This is a genomic window from Microbispora sp. H10885 (genome assembly GCF_014161415.1).
Lineage (GTDB): Bacteria > Actinomycetota > Actinomycetes > Streptosporangiales > Streptosporangiaceae > Microbispora > Microbispora triticiradicis.
The window spans coordinates 141,214-159,136 of record NZ_JABBWY010000009.1; the positions used below are offsets into that span (position 1 = coordinate 141,214).

The window sequence follows — 17,923 nt, forward strand, 5'->3', positions numbered from 1 at the left end:
CCGGCCGGGTGGGGTCACCGCCAGCCGTCGGGGTCGACCCCGCCCGGCACCGGGGCCGCCGGGTCGTACGGCTCACGGGTGAAGACGAAGGTGTTGAGGTCGAGATGCGTGACGCCGCCGGGGGAGCGGACCACCCGCAGGGTCTCCCCGGCGTAGTAGCCGTCGAGCCCGACCCAGGTGCCGTCGGCGTTGGGCGCGAACCGGGACGCCCGGCCCCGCCCGTTGACCGGGCCGAGCGACAGGCCCCGCCGCGGCAGGACCCGCAGCACGTACGGCGCGGGCCCCCAGTACCACGGCCCGGTCAGCTCCAGCAGGTCCTCGTCCACCGGCGACGGCCGCCACTCGGTGGGCAGCGGCGGCTCGTGCTCGGCCAGGATGTCCAGCAGCGCGGTGTCGAGGGGGCGCACCCCGGAGGTGGTGTTGGCCATCCACAGCACCGCCACGCCGTCGGCGGGGTCGGCCCACACCGTGGCCAGGAAGCCGGGCATCGACCCGGTGTGCCCGGCCAGCCGCCGCGGCCCGCCGGGCCCGGTGTGCCGGGCGAGCTGCAGGCCCAGGCCGTAGCCGCGGGCCCAGGCGTCGCCGTCCTCCACCGTGGCCGGCTCGCGCATCTCCGCCAGCGTGGCCGGGCGCAGCACCTCGCCGGTGTCACCGGCGACGAACGCCGCCCAGCGGGCCAGGTCGGCGGGGGTGGACCACATCTGCCCGGCGGGGGCCATGGCGCCGTGGTCGTTCTCCGGCTCGGGCAGCAGCACGTCGGCCCACGGATGCACGGCGTACCCGGTCGCGTGCGGCGGCCTCGGCCGGGGGGTGGTGTCGCGCATGCCGAGCGGCAGCAGGATCTCCTCACGCACCACCTGCTCCCAAGGCGCCGACCGCTTGCGCGCGACCAGCTCGCCGAGCAGGGCGTACCCGAGGTTGGAGTAGTGGTAGCGGCGGCCGGGCCGGTGCCGCGCGGTCTCCGGGCCGAGCGCGGCGAGCAGGTCGGCCGCCGGCGTCCCCGGCGTGCGCTCCCACCACTGGCCGGGCGACTCGGCCGTCAGCCCTCCGGTGTGCGACAGCAGTTGCGCGACCGTCACGTCGCCCAGCGGGGTGCCCGGCACATGCTTGCCGAGGGGGTCCAGCAGGTCGAGCCGGCCCTCGTCGCGCAGCCGCATGACGGCGGTCGCGACGAACGTCTTGGTGATGGAGCCGATGCGATACTGGGTGTCCGGAGTGGGCGGCTCGTCGCCGACCCGGCCGCGCGCCCCGAACCAGGCGACCACGCCGCCCCGCACGATCGCCGCCACCAGCGACGGCACCCGTGACTCCGCCTGCTCGGCCGCCAGCTTCGCCAGCAGCGCCCGGGCCGTCCCCTCCGAAACCATGCCCCACCCCTCCCGCTCCGTGATCGGCACCAGGCTAGCGCTCCACCGCCCGCGCGGCCTCCGCATCGGCGCAGGCCACCGGCCGGAAACCAGGCCTCCGTGAGCGGTCCATCTCGCGCCACTCGGGGCGCAGCCCGGCCAGGTTGGTGGTCAGGAAGTACGCGACGCCGCCCGCCACCAGCGCCGGGGCGAGGCCGAAGGCGGCCACCGCGGCCCCGGCGACCAGCCCGCCGATGGGGATGCCCGCCCACGCCAGCGCGTCGCCCAGCCCGTTGACCCGGCCCAGCAGGGCGCGCGGCACCCGCTCGAAGGCGATCGCACCCAGGATCGGATTGAGGAACCCGGACCCGAAGCCGCCCACGGCGAACACCGCGACCACCGCCCACATCGGCGCGTCCGCGGCGAGGACGAGAAACCGCGGCGCCCCGACCAGCAGGAACCCGATGAAGAACACCGCGCGGCGCGGCAGCCGGTGCGCGGCGCCCGCCGCGAGCAGGCTCCCCGCGATCGCCGCGGCGCCCAGCACGCCGTTGCTCAGGCCGATGGCGGCCGGACCGTTGCCGGACCGGTCGGCCCACACGGGCAGGAGCACCGTGTTCAGCGCCGCGTCGAGCAGGTTGGTGATGCCCACCATGACGATGACGGCCAGCAGCAGCGGTTCGCCGCGCAGGAAGACGAAGCCCTCGCCGAGGCGCCGCCAGTAACCCGGCTCCGCGCCGGACGACGCCTCCACCGGCGGACGTCCCGGGCTCTCGGGCGGGGCCGGCCGTCCCATGCCGCGCGGCAGCGCCAGCGCGACGAGCAGCGCGGCGAGCGCGAAACACGCCGCGTTGACGACGAGACCGGTCAGGGGGCCCAGCAGCGCCACCAGGATCCCGCCGGCCGGCAGGCCGAGGGTCGACGACAGCCGCTCGGTCACCCCCGACAGTCCCGTGGCCCGCTCCAGCGGCACCCGGCCGCGCTCGGCCGCCTCCGGCACCATCACGTGCTTGGCGAGGTCGCCGGGGCCGCGCGCCGCGCCGACCACCGCGACCACGGCCAGCAGCAGCGGGAAGGACAGCAGGCCGAGGGCGTGCAGCAGGGGTACGGCGCCGACGGCGGCCGCGCTGACCAGGTCGGTGCTCGAGGAGATCCTTCGCGGCCCGGCCCGGTCCACCAGCGGCCCGGCCAGTGCCTTGACCACCACGTAGGGGGTCATCTCGCAGAACGCCACCAGGCCCGTCTGGGTGGCGCTGCCCGTGGTGACGAGCACGAACCACGGCAGCGCGACGGTCGAGACCCGGGTGCCGGTGAGCGCCACCGCCGTGGCCGCGAGCAGCCCGGTCAGCGCCCGCGCCCCCCGCTCCCGGGAGGACCCGCCCGCGTCGGCCACAGATTTGGCCGCAGGTCCGGTCGTGGGGCCGCTCGCCGCGGCCGTCATGACGGGCCCGTCCCCGCCGTGCCCCCGCCGCCGTCCGGATCATCGTCCGGGTCGCCGGCTGGGTCGCCGGCTGGGTCCGCGCCGGGGACGGGGGCGTCCAGTTCGGGCAGGATGTAGGTGATCAGCCCCACCCGCTCGGCGCCCTCCGGTGCGACGGCCGCCTCCTCGGGCACGTCGCGGCGGTATCGGGCGAGGACGTCGTGCAGTTCGTCCCGCAGCCGCACGGTCTCCTCGGGGGTGAGCCGCAGCGCCCAGTCGCTCATGTCGGCGGCGCTCCGCCACGGCCGGGGCATCGTCTGGAACTCGTTCACCGCCCGCTGCACGCGCAGGGTGTGAACGGCGGCGACCGACTGCAGGTAGGCCAGCGCGACCTCGGGTTCCCGCTCGACCAGGTCGATGCCCTCGAAATACGTCGACCGGTGGATCGAGCGCCACCAGCGCTCGCGCGCGTTGCCGCGGCCGGTGTCCTCCTCGACGAAGCCCGCGGCGGCCAGTTGCCGCAGGTGGTAGCTCGCGGTGCCGGAGTTGACGCCCAGCCGCTCGGCGAGCCGGGTGGCGGTCGACGGACCGTGCTTGCGCAGCAGGCCGACCAGCTGCACGCGTACGGGATGCGCCAGGGCACGCAGGCCCTTGGCATCCAGGACGATCACATCGGGGTTGCCCGGGGTGTAAGGCGAGGACGGTGAGTCGGACATGCCCCCACCCTAAACCGCAAAGAGTTCTTCGCAAAGACTTCTTCGCGAACACCTCTTTGCGGTCCGGCTCGGCGCGCATGGGGTGGGTGATGGAGTCCGCCGTCAGGGATGCATCGCCGCGAGATCCGCAAGCACCTGCGTTTTCGGGAGTGCTCGGTGGCCGACGCCGACAGGCTGACCGACTGGCTGGAGGCCGACGTCGCACACGAACAGCGCTTCAGGAGGGCGGAAACAGGGGGACCGCCTTGGCGGGTGTCTCGCGGGTCGTGAACGGAACCGGGCTGAGCGCGTCTAGGCGCTCGGCGAACTCGGCCGCGAGGCCGGTGAGGACCAGCATCCCCGCCTTCGTTTCCGATACGCGCTGCTGCGCCACGATGAGGGCGGTGATGCCGGTGCTGTCCCAGTAGGTCACCGCGGAAAGGTCGATCACCAGCCCCGGCACCGGTGTGCCGGAGACGAGCTCGCCGACCGTCGCGATGATCGCGGGGGCCGCCTGCTCGTCGAGGGCGCCGTCCAGCTCGAGGACGGTGTGCGACTCGAGACGGCGCAGCCGCGGCGTGGCGGACCGGCGCGACCCGGGCCCGGGGAGGGTGAAATGGGCCGTGGCGAGTGTGCCCTCCGGGCCTGAGTCGATCGTGAACCGGTCCGACAGGTAGTGGGCGAGCCACAGCCCGTGTCCGTACTGGACCGGCCATCCGGCGGCGTCGTGCCCCGGCGAGTCGGGGTCGGCGACCTCACACCGCAGCACGCCGTCGAGCTGCCAGATCCTCGCCCGTCCGGTTCCCGAGCCGTGGAAGACCGCATTGGTGGCGAGTTCGTGGACGGTGAGCACCAGGTCCACCGACCGCCCGTGGGGGAGCCCGGCGTGGACGACGTGGGCTTCCAGCGTCTCCCGCAGGGGGTAGAGCGAGCCGCGGTCGAACGGCTGGTCGAGGATCAGCACCGGCGTCGCGGCGCTCCGCTTCCCACCGCCGGAGGCCGGGGCGACGTGGGCGGCATCGTTGGTTCTGGCATCACTCATGCGCGGTCACCAGGCCGACCCCGGCAATACCCTGAGCGCCGAGCAGCACGAACCGCGGCACGATGGCGGGATTGCACCGCAGGACGACCCTGCGGGCCGGCACCAGGCTCCGTGCCACGTCGATGATCATCCGGGTGCAGGAGAGGTCGATGAAGGACAGCTCAGCCATGTTGATCGTGACGGGGCCGTCCGTCCTGATAGCCTCGCTCAGCGCCAGGGCCAGGGCGTCCTCGGCCGCCCGGTCGATCTGTCCCGCCATCCGGATGCCGGGCGGCGCGTACTGGCGGCAAATCCGCAGCAGCGGGTCGTCGTAGTAGGTGGCCGCGGCGACCGCCCGCGTGTGGAACGGGGAGACCGACGCGAGGGTGACCGGGTCGAAGCGTTCCCGGTCGTACTGGCACAACACCGACACGCTGCTGTCCGCCAGGATCGTCGCGATCTTCTCCTCGAAGGCGGGCAGTTGCTCCACACCATGGACCGGCCGCAGCGCCCAGCCCATGTCGAGGGCCACCCGCAGTCCCGAGTAGCCCTCGTGGGCGGTCCGCTCCATCTGGGAGCTGAGCCACCCCATCGCGTGATCCACGGTGAAGACCTGCCCGGACAGCAGGCCCTCCTGAGAGGCGACGACGTCCATCCGGCCGCTCGCGGTGGCGGACTGCACGGCGATCCCGCGGCGGTTCAGCTCGGCCAGCGCTCCCTGCGGCTCCTCGCAGAGCCAGACGACGCGCAGCCCTCCCGCCAGCCCGTCCCGTACGAACGCGGCGGTGAGGTCGAGCAGCTCTTCCGGCTCGCCGAAGGTCAGGCACGCGTGATCGTCGATCGCCAGATCCGTGATCTGCACCTCAGCACTGACTGTCACCGCGCCACCACCTCACCGTCCACCCTAGTGCGAAGCCCGCCAGAAGCCGCAGGGTGGCCACCTCCGCCTCGACCATCGCCTCCGCGAGCCGCGGGCCGATGCCGGGGGTGCCGGAGGAGACCAGCACGAAGGGGTGCGGGCCCGCGCCGAGTGCGACGACGGGCAGGGCGGCCAATACGCCGGAGCCGCCGACGTCACACGAGGTCACATAGGGGTCATCCGTATTCGGCGGCTGGCAGGACACGTTGGTCAACGGCACCCAGGGCGTGGGGGAGAATGCCACGCATGACCACCACGGGTCCCGAAGGCAGGCCGCCCGGCGTCCAGCTCGACGCCGTGCTGGAGCGGATCACCTATGCCAACGAGGAGACCGGGTACACGATCGCCAGGGTCGCCACCGAGCGGTCGGGCACCGAGCTGCTGACGGTGGTCGGGCCGCTGCTCGGGGCGCAGGTGGGCGAGTCGCTGCGGCTCACCGGCCGATGGGGCTCCCACCCCAAGTACGGCAGGCAGTTCGAGGTCTGGTCGTACACCACGGTGCTCCCGGCGACCATCCAGGGCATCCAGCGCTACCTGGGCTCGGGCCTGATCAAGGGCATCGGCCCGAAGATGGCCGAGCGGATCGTGGACCACTTCGGCACCGACACGCTGCGGGTGATCGAGGAGGAGCCCAAGCGGCTGGTCGAGGTGCCCGGGCTCGGCCCCAAGCGCACCAAGATGATCGCCGCCGCCTGGGAGGAACAGAAGATCATCAAAGAGGTGATGATCTTCTTGCAGGGCGTCGGGGTGTCCACCTCCATCGCGGTGCGCATCTTCAAGCAGTACGGCGAGGACTCCATCGAGGTGGTCCGCAAGGAGCCCTACCGGCTCGCCGACGACGTGTGGGGCATCGGGTTCAAGACGGCCGACACGATCGCCCAGGCCGTGGGCATCCCCCACGACAGCCCCGAGCGGGTCAAGGCCGGGCTGCGTTACACGTTGTCGCAGGGCGCCGACGACGGCCACTGCTTCCTGCCCGCGCCCAACCTCATCGCCGACGCCGTGAAGATCCTGGAGGTGCCGGCCGCCCTGGCCGGCGCCTGCCTGGAGGAACTGGTCGCCGAGGAGGGGGTGGTCCGCGAGGAGATCCCGGCGCGAGGCAACGGCGAGGCGGGCGAGGACGGTGACGTCACCGTCCCGGCGGTCTACCTCGTGCCCTTCCACCGGGCCGAGCTGTCGCTGGCCGGCACGCTGCGCGGCCTGCTGGCCTCGTCCCACGACCGGCTCAAGGCGTTCGCGGACGTCGACTGGCCCGCCGCCCTCGACTGGCTGCGCGGCCGCACCGGCGCCGACCTCGCCCCCGAGCAGGCCCAGGCCGTACGGCTCGCGCTGACCGAGAAGGTCGCGGTGCTGACCGGCGGCCCCGGCTGCGGCAAGAGCTTCACCGTCCGCTCGGTGGTGACCCTCGCGCGGGCCAAACGCGCCAAGGTCATCCTCGCCGCCCCGACGGGGCGGGCGGCCAAGCGGCTGGCGGAGCTGACCGGGCACGAGGCCACCACCGTGCACCGGCTGCTCCAGTTGCGGCCCGGCGGGGACGCCACCTTCGACCGCGACAACCCCCTCGACGCCGACCTGGTCGTGGTGGACGAGGCGTCGATGCTCGACCTGCTGCTGGCCAACAAGCTGGCCAAGGCGGTCGCCCCGGGCGCGCACCTGCTGTTCGTCGGCGACGTCGACCAGCTTCCCTCCGTCGGCGCCGGCGAGGTGCTGCGCGACCTGCTCGCCGCCCCGGACGTCCCCCGGGTGCGGCTGACGCAGATCTTCCGCCAGGCGCAGGAGTCCGGCGTGGTCGTCAACGCCCACCGCGTCAACACCGGCCAGCACCCTCTCGTGCGGGAGTTCCCCGACTTCTTCCTGTTCCCCTGCGAGGAGCCCGAGGAGATCGCCGCGCTGACCGTGGACGTGGTCGCCCGCCGCATCCCGCGGAAGTTCGGGCTCAACCCCCGCAGGGACGTGCAGGTCCTGGCGCCGATGCACCGCGGCGCGGCCGGCGCGGGCGCGCTCAACATCGCCCTGCAGGAGGCGCTGACCCCCGCCCGGGAGGGCATGCCCGAGCGCCGGTACGGCGGGCGGGTCTTCCGCGTCGGCGACAAGGTCACCCAGCTGCGCAACAACTACGACAAGGGCGCGGCCGGGGTGTTCAACGGCACCGTCGGCGTGGTCACCGCCATCACCCCCGAGGAGAGCAAGCTGACCGTGCTCACCGACGAGGACGAGAGCGTCGACTACTCCTTCGACGAACTGGACGAGCTCGCGCACGCCTACGCGGTCAGCATCCACCGTTCCCAGGGCAGCGAGTATCCCGCCGTGGTAATCCCGCTGGCCACCAGCGCCTGGATGATGCTGCAGCGCAACCTGCTCTACACCGCCATCACCCGGGCCAAGAAGCTCGTGGTCGTCGTGGGGTCGCGGCGGGCCCTCGGCCAGGCCGTCCGCACGAGGGGGGCGGGCCGCCGGCACACGGGGCTCACGCACCGCCTCCGCGTGCCGTGACCCGCCCCCGGTTCTGTCAGTACTTCGAGGTGTAGGTCACGAACGACGGCTGGTCGACCTGGGTGGTGCCCTTGTAGCAGACTACGTCACGCACGTAGACGTCGGCGCCGGAGGTCGTCCACAGTGTGAGCAGGTTGCAGTATTCCGGCCCTGGACCGTACGCCGTCACCTGCACGTTGTTGGGCGGCGACCCGACCCTGGGGAAGTACACCAGGCGCATGCCGGTCCCGGCCGTCCGCACCGTGTTGACCCCGCTCTGGGAGTTGTAGTTGATCCCGGTGGGGACCGGCGCGTACGGCCCGGGGTTGGCCGGGACGTTGTCGAAGGTGTAGGCGAACAGCTTCGGCGGCGCGAAGGCCCCGGTGATCGCCCGCTCACGCTGGTAGGTGAGGGTCCAGCCGGTGTTGTACGGCTTGTCGGCGACGTCGTGGCACAGCACCTGGATCTTCTGCCCCGACGCCGCCCAGCTCCAGGCGCCCACCTTGCACCGCGCCGGCTTGCTCGAGTCGACCGCGGTGACCTGGATGTTCCCCGCCTGCACGGCGGAGCCGAGCCCGGGCAGCCACACGGTCCAGTCGCCGGTCGTGTTGGGGAAGACGGCGTTCACGCCGAGCGAGGAGTTGTAGTCGGAGGCGATGGACGAGCCGTCCCAGTAGACGTAGCCGTACGCCTGCGTCGCCGAGGCCAGCGCCCCGCTGCTGCCGGCGAAGACGATCGAGAAGCGCGCCCAGACGGGGACTCCGCCGAACCGGTAGCACCGCACCGCCACGATCTCGTCGGAGCCGGCCTGCCCCCACTTCTCGATCTGGCACCACTCGGCCGACTGCGAGACCGCGGTCACGTGCGCGATCCCGCCCTTCGGGATGCCGATCTTCGGGAACCGCACGAAGTACTCGCCGGTGCCGCCGGGCGTGACGCTGACCGTCGGCCCGGGCGCCCAACTGCCCGCCTGGTAGGCCAGGTTCGGCACCCCGGAGGTGACGTCGACGTAGGCGAACCCCCATACGTCCGGAACCGCCGCGTTCGCGGCCCCCGCACCGGCGGCGGCGCCCGCGGCGACCATCGCGCACAAAAGAAGTAATCGAGTGACAACGTTACGTAACAGGCGCATGCCGTCCTCCATCGCGGTGGTGCCCAGTGGGCGTGCGAGATGTCGACGCCGGGCGGCCCCGGCGCGTCGTGCCCTGCTTCGGGTGGAGCGGTGATCGGGGGTGAAGCGGCCATCACGGTGAAGGCGGAAGGTTCACTTTCACCTTTCCGCTTTGTGATAACCCGTGCGGCGATCTTTGAAAAGGCCCAATCCACCTGCCGGAAGACGGTCCGGCGGGCGCCGTTCGCCCCCTGGCCGAAAGGGCACGCCCGCGGCGCGCGTTCGGGCGGCGCCGAATTCCCCCGAGGCCTGATCGCCGGGCCCGGCCCGGCGGCCGGCGGCGGCCGACGGCGGCGGGGTGAACGAGGGGCGGCGCGGGCCCTGCGGGCCGGACACGCCTGACTGAGCACTTGATCAGTCTTGACCTGCACCTTACCGTTTACAGAGGTGAGACCAGCGAAGAGCGACCGAAATGTGACCTCAGGGCCAGAGAAAATGCCAACATAAGAGGCAACCCCGAATAAGGTCTGATGGTGCCCTTCGCGCTCATGGGGGAGTAGTTGTGCTGAGCACTGCACGTCGTTCGATGGCGCCGATCGCCGGTGTCGCCGTGGTCCTGACCGCGACCCTGTCGGCATGCTCCGGTGGCTCGGGCGGACCGGGCTCGACCGGAGGCGGAGGGTCCGGGGGGTCCGGAGGATCCGGGAACAGCGCACCCGCCGTTCCGGCTCCCACGATCAAGATCAGCCCCGCCACGGGCAGTGCCGGTGTGCGCCCCGACAAGACCGTGGTCGTCACGGCCACGGGCGGCCAGTTGCAGGAGGTCACCGTGAGGGCGGGTGGCACGACGGTCGAGGGTGAGTTCGACCCCACCCACACCAAGTGGACGTCCAAGCAGCCGCTCAAGCCCTCCAGCAAGTACACCGTCTCGGCCACCGCCGGCGGCGAGGGCGGCCCCGCCAACGCGTCCAGCAGTTTCTCCACCCTCAAGCCCAAGTTCCCCCTGCAGATCGCCGACGTCACCCCCGGCGTCAAGGGGGAGACCGTCGGGGTCGGCATGCCGATCATGGTGAGGTTCAACCGGGCCGTGCAGGACAAGGCCGCCGTCGAGCAGGCGCTCGAAGTGGAGGCCCAGAAGCCGGTCAAGGGCGCCTGGCGGTGGATCGACGACACGTACGCGATCTACCGGCCGGCCAAGTACTGGCCCGCCCACCAGAAGGTGAAGTTCACCGCGCACCTCACCGGGGTGAAGGCCGGACGCGACACCTACGGTGTGAAGGACCAGTCGACGACCATCAAGATCGGCGCCGCCTGGGTCAGCACGGTCAACACCAGGACCCACATGATGGTGGTCCGGCGCGACGGCAAGGTCGTGCAGTCCATGAAGATCAGCGCGGGCAAGGCGACCACGCGCGAGTACACCACCACCAGCGGTGTCCACCTGACCATGGAACGCGGCAACCCGGTCACCATGATCTCCCCGGGGAAGAAGGAGGGCGACCCCGGCTACTACAAGGAGATCGTGAACCACGCGGTGCGCATCTCGAACAGCGGCGAGTACGTCCACAGCGCGCCGTGGTCGGTCGGCTCGCAGGGCCGCGCCAACGTCAGCCACGGCTGCGTCAACGCCAGCCCCTCGCAGGCCAAGTGGTTCTACGACAACTTCCACCGCGGCGACGTCGTGAAGATCGTCGGCACGAACCGGGCGCTGGAGTGGAACAACGGCTGGGGCTTCTGGCAGATGCCGTTCGGCAAGTGGAGGCAGGGCAGCGCCCTGGAGTCCTGACCCCCGGAGGGTCGCTCCTAGGTGATGCCCCACTTCATGAGAACGAAGGCGCCCACGATCTTCAGCGCGACGAGCACCATGATCACGCAGAAGACGATCAGCGCGGGACGGTGCTCGAAGTGCTTGCCCTCCTTGAGAGGGGGACGCTTGGCGACGCGCTCGGCGATGCGCTCTTCCAGGGGTTTGCGGTGGAACATGCCTCCAGGCTATCGCCCCCTGTCTCCGCCCCACCAGCCGGGCGCGGCCGCCTCGCTCCCCAAACTTCCCTGAGGTCACCAGTGTTAGGGTAGGTTAGGGAATCACGGGGAGAGGGGTGCCACGATGCCGCGGCAGCCGTACTCGGTCGAGCAGGTGGCCGAACTGCTGGGCCTGCACGTCAAGACCGTGCGCACCTACGTGCGCGACGGGCGCCTCAAGGCGGTGCGCATCGGCAAGCAGTACCGCATCGCCCCCGAGGACCTCGACGCCTTCCTGGGACACCCCGTGACGGCTCCGGCCACCGGGACCACCGGCCGGAGGCGCCACGCCGAGGCGTCCAGCATCGTGCAGGTGGACGCGATCACCCCCGACGCGGCGATGACCGTGGGCAACACGCTGATCGCCGCCGTCAACGGGCGCACCCCCGGCGGGCGGCCCCTGCGCGTCGAGACGATCTACGACGAGGAGCGGGCGAGCCTGAAGATCATCATCGTGGGCGGCGTGGCCGACACCGCGGAGCTGCTGCGGTTCGTCACCACGCTGACCGAGGAGACCACGCCGGCCGGAGGCCCCGCGTGAGCGCCGGCCGGTAGCCCGGGACGCGCGGCGCGGCCACGCCGGAGGCGTCCGCGTCCTACCTGGCCGCGGCCGGGCCGTCTGACGCCGCCGCCTTCCTCCGGCCGCCTGCTTCCGGGTCAGCCGGCGACGCCGAGCCCCGCCGCGCGGGCCAGGGGGGTGGCGGCGCCCGGGACGAGCGGCTCGGTCAGCATGAACGGCATCTGGGACATGAACCGCGGCCGGGTGCCGTGGTGGGGCTGCGCTGCGTGCACCAGGTAGGGGTGGCACACGTAGGCGTCTCCCGGCAGCCCGGTGGCCAGGGCCACGGGCCGGTGGGCGCTCGCCTCGTCGATCAGCGGCGCGGCGGCGAAGAAGTCCAGCCCCCTCTCGCCGTGCGGTTCGAGCACGCGGGCGGTGTCGAGATGGGAGCCGACCCTGATGCGGGTCGGCGCGTCGTCGGGGCCGACCTCCGAGAACAGCATCAGCACGAGCAGCGTGCGGGACCTGGCGGTGACGGTTCCCCACGCGCCGCCGGGCCCGGGGTCGTTCTGGTCGATGTGCCAGCCGGTGTCCCCGGCGTCGGAGGGATGGGGGAAACGGATCGGCGTGTTGCCGATGGTTCCGCGAGGCTCCCAGCCGCCCTTCCCGGCGAGCAGGTCGAGCGCCTCGGCCAGCGCGGGACCGCGCACCGCCTCTCCGAACGGGCCGCGTCCCATCGGGTCGGGGGCGGCCCACACCACCGGCTGCGTCCAGTCGCCGGGCCGGTCGGGCGACAGCCCGACCTGCTGCCACAGCACTTCCCTGATCCGGTCGCCGGTCTCCCGGGGGAAGGCCTCCTCCAGCTTGAGGAAGCCCTCGGCGACGAAACGATCGGCGTCGGTGTTGGTGACCATGCCGTGGACGGTAGCGATCGCGACCGTACGCGTCGATCGATTTTCCGCCACCCGCTTTCGCCGCTTCCTGTGTTGGGCGCCGTCTCCGGCCGGTCAGGCCGACTCGGCGCTGAGGGCCCGCGCCACCGGGCGCCGGGCCGCCATGCGTGCCGGCAGGGCGGTGAAGGCCGCCGTCAGCAGCAGGGTCACGAGTGCGGCGGCGAGCATCCAGGAGACGGGCGGCGTGATCATGTTCCGGGCGCCGAAGACCCCGCAGACTCCGATGCCCAGGGGAACGCCGGCCAGGGCGCCGGGCAGGGCGGGCAGGACCTGGGCGGCCGACAGGCCCGCGGAGATCTGCCCGGGGGTGGCGCCGAGCGTGCGGGCGACGGCCATGCTCGCCCGGGTCTCCATGGCCGTGGTCCAGGTGAGCGTGAGGGTGTTCACGACGGCGAGAGTGATCAGTAGGACGACGACGGCGAGCATCAGCCGGCGGTCGAGCTCGCCCCGCAGGTTGGGCAGGGCGGAGGAGCCGTTCAGGCCGTAGCCCCTCTCCGCCTGGGAGTCGAGGGTCAGCAGGGCGACGATCGCGATCACCGTGGTGGCGGTGGACCAGGCCTGCAGCAATGCGCGGCCCGGCCGGCGGGCGGTCAGCCGCAGCCCGAGCAGCAGCGGGGTGGGCAGCAGCGCGGACAGCCCGGTGAGCAGTGGCCGGTGACGGGGCTGGTGCGCGGCGGCGGCCAGCGCCGTTACGGTCGCCGTACGCATGGCCCGCAGCGTGGGACGCAGCGTGGACAGCACCGCCACCGCCACGGCGAGGACGGTCGCCGTGGCGACGGCGGCGCCGCCGGGCCCGGCCGCGTCGCCGATCCGGCTGGCGGTGGGGCCGGCGATGCCGGGCACGGTCAGCCGGGCGATCACCAGCCCCAGCGCGTCGCCGATCAGCGCCAGCGCCAGGTACTCGGTGAGCAGGACGGCCGCGATCAGGCCCGGGGTCGCGCCGACGGCCTTGAGCAGCCCGGCCCGGCGGGTCTGTTCGACCGCTCGTCCCGCGGCCAGCGCCGCCGCCCCGGTGATGGCCAGGAGGCCGAGCAGCCAGCTCCCGACGACCAGGATCGGCTGGCTGTTGCTGAGGATGACCGCGTCCTGCCTCGCGATGAACTGCCAGGTGTGCAGGTTCATCCTGGCGGTGGAGCCTTGGTGGGCTTCCTTGAAGGTCTCGGCGAAGGCCTCGGTGGCGGCGGGGTCGCGCAGCTTGAGGTCCATGGCCGTGGTCACCGGCAGATCCCGGCCCGCGAGGGTCCGGGCGTCCGACCGGGTGAGCCAGACCAGGCCGCTGGAGTCGCTGGGACCGCCGTACGGGCCGATCTGCGCCGCCCAGGGATAGATGGAGGTGGCCGCCGTCACCGCGATCCCGACGACGGGGTACTCCCGGCCGGCGATGGTGACGCGGTCGCCGACGCCGACGCCCAGCGCGGTGGCGAAGCCCCGTTCGACGACCGCGCCGCCGGGCCGTACCCAGCGACCCGAGGTCACCAGCGGCCGGTTGACCGTGCCGGGCGTCTCGGCGAAGCCCTGCACCACCACTCCGGACGACACCGGGGCCGGCCCCGCGGGAGACCTGCCCGAACCGCCCGTGGTGAGGTCGGCGTAGACGATGCGGTAGGGGCCGTGGTGGGCGATCACCTCGGGATCGTCCGCCAGCGAGGCCAGGGCCGAGGTCACGGCGGGGCCCGTGTCGCCGGAGAGCGCCACCACGTCCGGCCCGGCGGTGGCCGCGCGGGTCTGCTCGTACAGCGCCTCGCTCGCGCCGCGCAGGGACAGGCCCAGCGCCATCGTGGCGGTGGCCACGGTCACCGCGAGCAGCAGCATCGAGGCCTGGGCCCGGTGCCGGCGGACGTCGGCTAGGACGAGGCGGACGACGAGCACGAGGGAGCCCACGCCGGTCAGCCCTCCCACTCGATCAGGCCGTCGAGCCCATGCGGGGAGGAGCCCGCCAGCCGGGTGTCGTCGACGAACATGCCGTCGCGCATCGACACCAGCCGGTCCGCGGTGGCCGCGACCCGTTCGTCGTGGGTGACGATCACAAGGGTCTGCCCCGCCGTACGCAGGTCCTCGAATATCCTCAGCACGTCGAGCGTCGCCGCGGTGTCGAGGTTGCCGGTCGGCTCGTCGGCCAGCACGATCGGCGGCTCGTTGGCGAGCGCGCGGGCGATGGCGACCCGCTGACGCTGCCCGCCCGACAGCCGCGACGGCAGATGCCGGGCCCGCGCGGCGAGCCCGACCCGTTCCAGCAGGAGGCTCGCGCGGCGCCTGGCCTCGCGCCGCGAGCGCCCGGCCAGCAGCACGGGCAGTTCCACGTTCTCGGCGGCCGTCAGCTCCTCCACGAGGTGGAAGGCCTGGAAGACGAATCCCACCGACCGGCGTCGCAGCCGGGCCAGAGCCCGCTCGCTCAGGGTGTCGACGCGCCGGCCGGCCAGCCACACCTCCCCACGGGTGGGCCGCTCCAGCCCGCCCAGCAGGTGCAGCAGGGTGGACTTCCCGCAGCCGCTGGGCCCCATCACCGCCAGCGTCTGCCCCCGGGGCACCTCCAGGTCGACCTCGTCCACCGCGCGGACCCTGCCCTGCCCCTGTCCGTGCACCTTCACCAGGCCGCGGATCTCCGCCACCGGACCCGCCACCGGATCGGGCACACCCGGCACGTTCATCCGCCCTCGACTTCGTCGTCCTCGTCACCGGCCGTCGCGTCGCCGCCCGTGGACCAGGCCCGCTCGCAGACCACGAGCCCCGCTTTTTCCAGCCGGGCCGGCGTCATGTAGATCTGGCCGTGGTTCATCGACTCGCCCAGCGGGCCGACGTAGTACTCGCCGGGAATCGGGCGGAAATCCCGACCAGCGGTGGGGGAGGGCGCCGGCTTGTGCGCGGATCACGCCTGCTCGGTGCTGATCCGCCTGAGCACGGGCTGCGGACCTGTCGTAGCGATCAGTGACCTTGTTCCCGGCCGAGGAAGCACGACAGGAGTCGCCTGAAGTCGTGCGGGTGCTCGAGCGCCGGCACGTGCCCGCATCGGCCGAACACGTGCAGACGGACATCGGCCAGGTGTTCGAGCAGGGGCAGGGCCGCCGTCCCGAGCGGGGTCACTCGGTCCTGGGCGCCGTGGACGAGCAGCACGGGCGCGCGGATCCCTACCAGCGTTTGCGCCGAGAGGGTGAGGTCGTCGGCCCAACGTGCCCTGGGTGGAGGGAACAACGACGCGTACGCGGCCGCCCCCGCTTCCATCGCGGCCGCACGGGCAGCGACGGCCGACTCGGTCACGAGCGCCTGGTCGAAGACGAGGCGACTCAACATGTCCCGTGCCCCGGGCGGGCCGGCGGGGGCGGCCCAGAGCGCGTCGAGGTCGGCGGACAGCGGCGCCCCGGGGGCGCCCATCGTCGAGACCGCCACGACACGGGTGACCTGCTGGGGACGCGCGGCCGCCAACGCCAGCGCCACGGCACCGCCCATGGAGTGGCCCACCACGGCGTAGCGCTCGGCACCGAGAGCGTCCATCAGGCCCGCGGCCTGCTCCGTCCACAGCCGGAGCCCGCCCCTGGAGCCCGCCGGGATCGGCGTACGGCCGAACCCCGCCTGGTCGGGAGCCACCAGGTGCAAGGACGTGGCCAGCGCCTCTGCCGTCGCCGCCCAGGCTCCGGATCCGGTCGTACCGGGTCCGGAGCCGTGCAGCATCAGCACCGCGGGCCCGGTGCCGCTCTCCAGGACGTGGACGGGTGAGCCGTCGACTGTGACGGTCCGAAGTGCCGTCACCGAGACACGTCCGGTGTGCTCATGCCGATGCGGAGTTGACGGACTTCGAGAAGACCTCCATCATCACCCGGCCGAACTGCGGCATGTCGGGCCAGCCGCGGCAGGAGACGAGGTTTCCGTCCACGACGTCGGGAGCGTCGATGACCGTCGCGCCCGCGTTCTCCATGTCACCGGTGATGGGGGGGAAGCACGCCGTCTTCCGGCCCTTCAGCAGCCCGTACACCGCCGGCACCTGTGCGCCGTGGCACACCAGCGCGATCGGGAGGTTGCGGGCGAAGAAGTGCTCGGTGATGCGCCGGACGTCGGCGTCGACCCGGATCCACTCGGGGGCACGCCCCCCGGGGATGATGAGGGCGTCGTAGCGCTCGACGTCGACCTCGGCCCAGGGCACGTCGACCGGCAGCTTCCGGCCGTTCTTCTCCACGTAGGCGTCGGAGTTCGGGTCGAACTCGTGGATGACCAGCTGAACGTCACGCAGCGTCCGTGACGAGACGTCGACGTCCCAGCCGCCCTCCTGCACGCGATAGTAGGGATACATGGTGTCGAGCTCCTCGGCGGCGTCGCCGGTAAGGAGCAGTGCTCTAGGCACCTGCTTCTCCTCGCATCTGAGGCGGGTGAGGAGATCAGATCCGATCCGATCTGATCCGGAGTCAGCATTCCCTGGCCAAGCCCGCCCGTCAAGCCTTTACCGTCATTCCGTCCGAACCCTTGACTTCGTCGAACAACCGCCGGAACCGCTCGCCGGACAGCAGGATGTGCCGGCGCATGGCGTAGGCGGCGGCGTCGGGGTCACGCGCGGCGATCGCGGCCAGAACCTCTTCGTGCTCGGCCATGGCCAGGTGAGTGACCTGGGTGTCGTGGAGAAGCCGGAACAGGTGCACGTGCGTGTGCAGGCGAGCGAGCGCCTCGCGGATGACCTGGTTCTCCGCGCTCAGGGCGACGAGATCGTGAAAAGCGGCGTCGCGCAGCCCGAAGGCGCCATAGGCCATGAGCCCGTCGCCACCCCCCTCCAGCTCCGCCATCTCCTCCAGCATTCGTCGCAGGCCGGCCACCTGCTTGGAGGATGCGCGCTCGGCGGATCTGCGCGCCGCCGCCGGCTCGAGGAGCAGGCGGACCTCAAGCATGTCCTCGAATCGCTGACGGGTGATCTGGGGGGGAATGCGATAGCCGGCGTGGGGCACACGCACGACCAGGCCCTCGGCCTCCATGCGGTTCAGAGCGTCTCGGATCGGCGTCTGCGAGACCCCCAGCTCTCGCGCCAGGACGTCGATCGTGACGCGGGAGCCAGGCTCGATCCGTAGCGACATCAGCTGTCCGAGCAGCGTGTCGTACACCTCGTCGGCAAGCCGGCCGCGAGATCTTCGCGGCGGCGTTCCGCCCGTCATGGCCCCACGGCGCCGCGCGGTCATCACTTCGTCGTCCATCGTGACGTGAGGCCTTTCTTACGTTTTCGGAAACCTGTTGAATTCGGTCGCAACGCTGCGGGATGTTGACGCCCCCACTCGGATCGTATAGGAAAGGTGGCGGATGCCAGCCATCCTTCACCCTCACGAAATCCCCCCGTCATCGCTCCGCTTCGATCAGTTGGAGCTCCATTGAGCATGTTCGACGTCCTGCTCGGTTCGCCCCCAGGCCGATAAGGACCAGAGGACTTCTCGACTGCTTGAAGCCCCATTACGTCGCGGCGTACCCGTGACGCCGGTCTGCGGGTCAGCCCTGCG

At 72.2% G+C, this 17,923-nt stretch carries 18 protein-coding genes; 3 read left to right on the top strand and 15 right to left on the bottom strand.

Going from position 1 to position 17,923, the window contains the following annotated elements; translation table 11 throughout:
• Window positions 1–14 precede the first annotated feature (14 nt).
• The 6 genes from HHX37_RS24235 to HHX37_RS24260 all read right to left on the bottom strand — a co-directional run bounded on the left by HHX37_RS24235 (window position 15) and on the right by HHX37_RS24260 (window position 5,645).
• Window positions 15–1,367 carry a serine hydrolase domain-containing protein gene (locus HHX37_RS24235; RefSeq protein ID WP_182886885.1) on the bottom strand — a complete coding sequence of 451 codons (1,353 nt, stop codon included), beginning with the start codon at window positions 1,365–1,367 and terminating at the stop codon, window positions 15–17.
• Window positions 1,368–1,401: 34 nt separating this feature from the next.
• Entirely contained in the window at window positions 1,402–2,787 is a 1,386-nt protein-coding gene (locus HHX37_RS24240; protein ID WP_182886886.1) for an MFS transporter, read from the bottom strand.
• Complete coding sequence (locus tag HHX37_RS24245) at window positions 2,784–3,482, bottom strand: ArsR/SmtB family transcription factor (protein ID WP_182886887.1); 699 nt, start codon at window positions 3,480–3,482, stop codon at window positions 2,784–2,786. Before HHX37_RS24245 ends, HHX37_RS24240 begins: the two co-directional genes overlap by 4 nt.
• 217 nt (window positions 3,483–3,699) lie before the next feature.
• The gene (locus HHX37_RS24250) at window positions 3,700–4,503 is read right to left on the bottom strand and encodes an STAS domain-containing protein (RefSeq protein ID WP_182880963.1); all 804 of its coding nucleotides are present in this window, start codon (window positions 4,501–4,503) and stop codon (window positions 3,700–3,702) included.
• Window positions 4,496–5,362: an MEDS domain-containing protein gene (locus HHX37_RS24255; RefSeq protein WP_182886888.1), complete on the bottom strand. Its 867-nt coding sequence runs from the start codon at window positions 5,360–5,362 to the stop codon at window positions 4,496–4,498. Before HHX37_RS24255 ends, HHX37_RS24250 begins: the two co-directional genes overlap by 8 nt.
• Window positions 5,346–5,645, bottom strand: coding sequence for a hypothetical protein (locus HHX37_RS24260; RefSeq protein ID WP_182886889.1), 300 nt, complete (start codon window positions 5,643–5,645; stop codon window positions 5,346–5,348). Before HHX37_RS24260 ends, HHX37_RS24255 begins: the two co-directional genes overlap by 17 nt.
• A gap of 2 nt (window positions 5,646–5,647) precedes the next feature.
• On the opposite strand from HHX37_RS24260, the gene HHX37_RS24265 reads away from it, so the two are divergent.
• Window positions 5,648–7,894, top strand: coding sequence for an ATP-dependent RecD-like DNA helicase (locus HHX37_RS24265; RefSeq protein WP_182886890.1), 2,247 nt, complete (start codon window positions 5,648–5,650; stop codon window positions 7,892–7,894).
• A 16-nt stretch (window positions 7,895–7,910) separates the two neighbouring features.
• On the opposite strand, the gene HHX37_RS24270 is transcribed toward HHX37_RS24265, so the two are convergent.
• The gene (locus tag HHX37_RS24270) at window positions 7,911–9,005 is read right to left on the bottom strand and encodes a hypothetical protein (RefSeq protein ID WP_182886891.1); all 1,095 of its coding nucleotides are present in this window, start codon (window positions 9,003–9,005) and stop codon (window positions 7,911–7,913) included.
• 541 nt (window positions 9,006–9,546) lie between these two features.
• On the opposite strand from HHX37_RS24270, the gene HHX37_RS24275 reads away from it, so the two are divergent.
• Complete coding sequence (locus HHX37_RS24275; RefSeq protein ID WP_310738095.1) at window positions 9,547–10,770, top strand: L,D-transpeptidase; 1,224 nt, start codon at window positions 9,547–9,549, stop codon at window positions 10,768–10,770.
• Window positions 10,771–10,787: 17 nt separating this feature from the next.
• On the opposite strand, the gene HHX37_RS24280 is transcribed toward HHX37_RS24275, so the two are convergent.
• Window positions 10,788–10,967 (bottom strand): hypothetical protein, encoded by a 180-nt coding sequence (locus HHX37_RS24280; protein ID WP_111697786.1) that lies wholly within the window; start codon window positions 10,965–10,967, stop codon window positions 10,788–10,790.
• A 124-nt stretch (window positions 10,968–11,091) separates the two neighbouring features.
• Here HHX37_RS24280 and HHX37_RS24285 point away from each other — a divergent pair, with 124 nt between their 5' ends.
• Window positions 11,092–11,547, top strand: coding sequence for a helix-turn-helix domain-containing protein (locus HHX37_RS24285; RefSeq protein ID WP_182873347.1), 456 nt, complete (start codon window positions 11,092–11,094; stop codon window positions 11,545–11,547).
• Between the two features lie 116 nt (window positions 11,548–11,663).
• Here HHX37_RS24285 and HHX37_RS24290 read toward each other — a convergent pair whose 3' ends face one another.
• From HHX37_RS24290 to HHX37_RS24320, 7 genes are all read right to left on the bottom strand, one after another.
• A complete protein-coding gene (locus HHX37_RS24290) occupies window positions 11,664–12,419 on the bottom strand; it encodes a phytanoyl-CoA dioxygenase family protein (RefSeq protein ID WP_182886892.1) in 756 nt (251 codons plus the stop codon).
• Window positions 12,420–12,512: 93 nt separating this feature from the next.
• On the bottom strand, window positions 12,513–14,339 hold the full coding sequence (locus tag HHX37_RS24295; RefSeq protein WP_182886893.1) for an ABC transporter permease: 1,827 nt from the start codon (window positions 14,337–14,339) through the stop codon (window positions 12,513–12,515).
• 5 nt (window positions 14,340–14,344) lie between these two features.
• On the bottom strand, window positions 14,345–15,106 hold the full coding sequence (locus tag HHX37_RS24300) for an ABC transporter ATP-binding protein (protein ID WP_182886894.1): 762 nt from the start codon (window positions 15,104–15,106) through the stop codon (window positions 14,345–14,347).
• The gene (locus HHX37_RS37075) at window positions 15,103–15,234 is read right to left on the bottom strand and encodes a hypothetical protein (RefSeq protein ID WP_259406721.1); all 132 of its coding nucleotides are present in this window, start codon (window positions 15,232–15,234) and stop codon (window positions 15,103–15,105) included. The genes HHX37_RS24300 and HHX37_RS37075 overlap by 4 nt, the downstream gene beginning before the upstream one ends.
• A 146-nt stretch (window positions 15,235–15,380) precedes the next feature.
• Window positions 15,381–16,202, bottom strand: a complete 822-nt coding sequence (locus HHX37_RS24310; protein WP_182886895.1) for an alpha/beta fold hydrolase — start codon at window positions 16,200–16,202, stop codon at window positions 15,381–15,383.
• A 19-nt stretch (window positions 16,203–16,221) separates the two neighbouring features.
• Window positions 16,222–16,791, bottom strand: coding sequence for a DJ-1/PfpI family protein (locus tag HHX37_RS24315; RefSeq protein ID WP_138460690.1), 570 nt, complete (start codon window positions 16,789–16,791; stop codon window positions 16,222–16,224).
• A gap of 88 nt (window positions 16,792–16,879) precedes the next feature.
• Window positions 16,880–17,626 (bottom strand): GntR family transcriptional regulator, encoded by a 747-nt coding sequence (locus tag HHX37_RS24320; protein ID WP_182886896.1) that lies wholly within the window; start codon window positions 17,624–17,626, stop codon window positions 16,880–16,882.
• Window positions 17,627–17,923 lie beyond the last annotated feature (297 nt).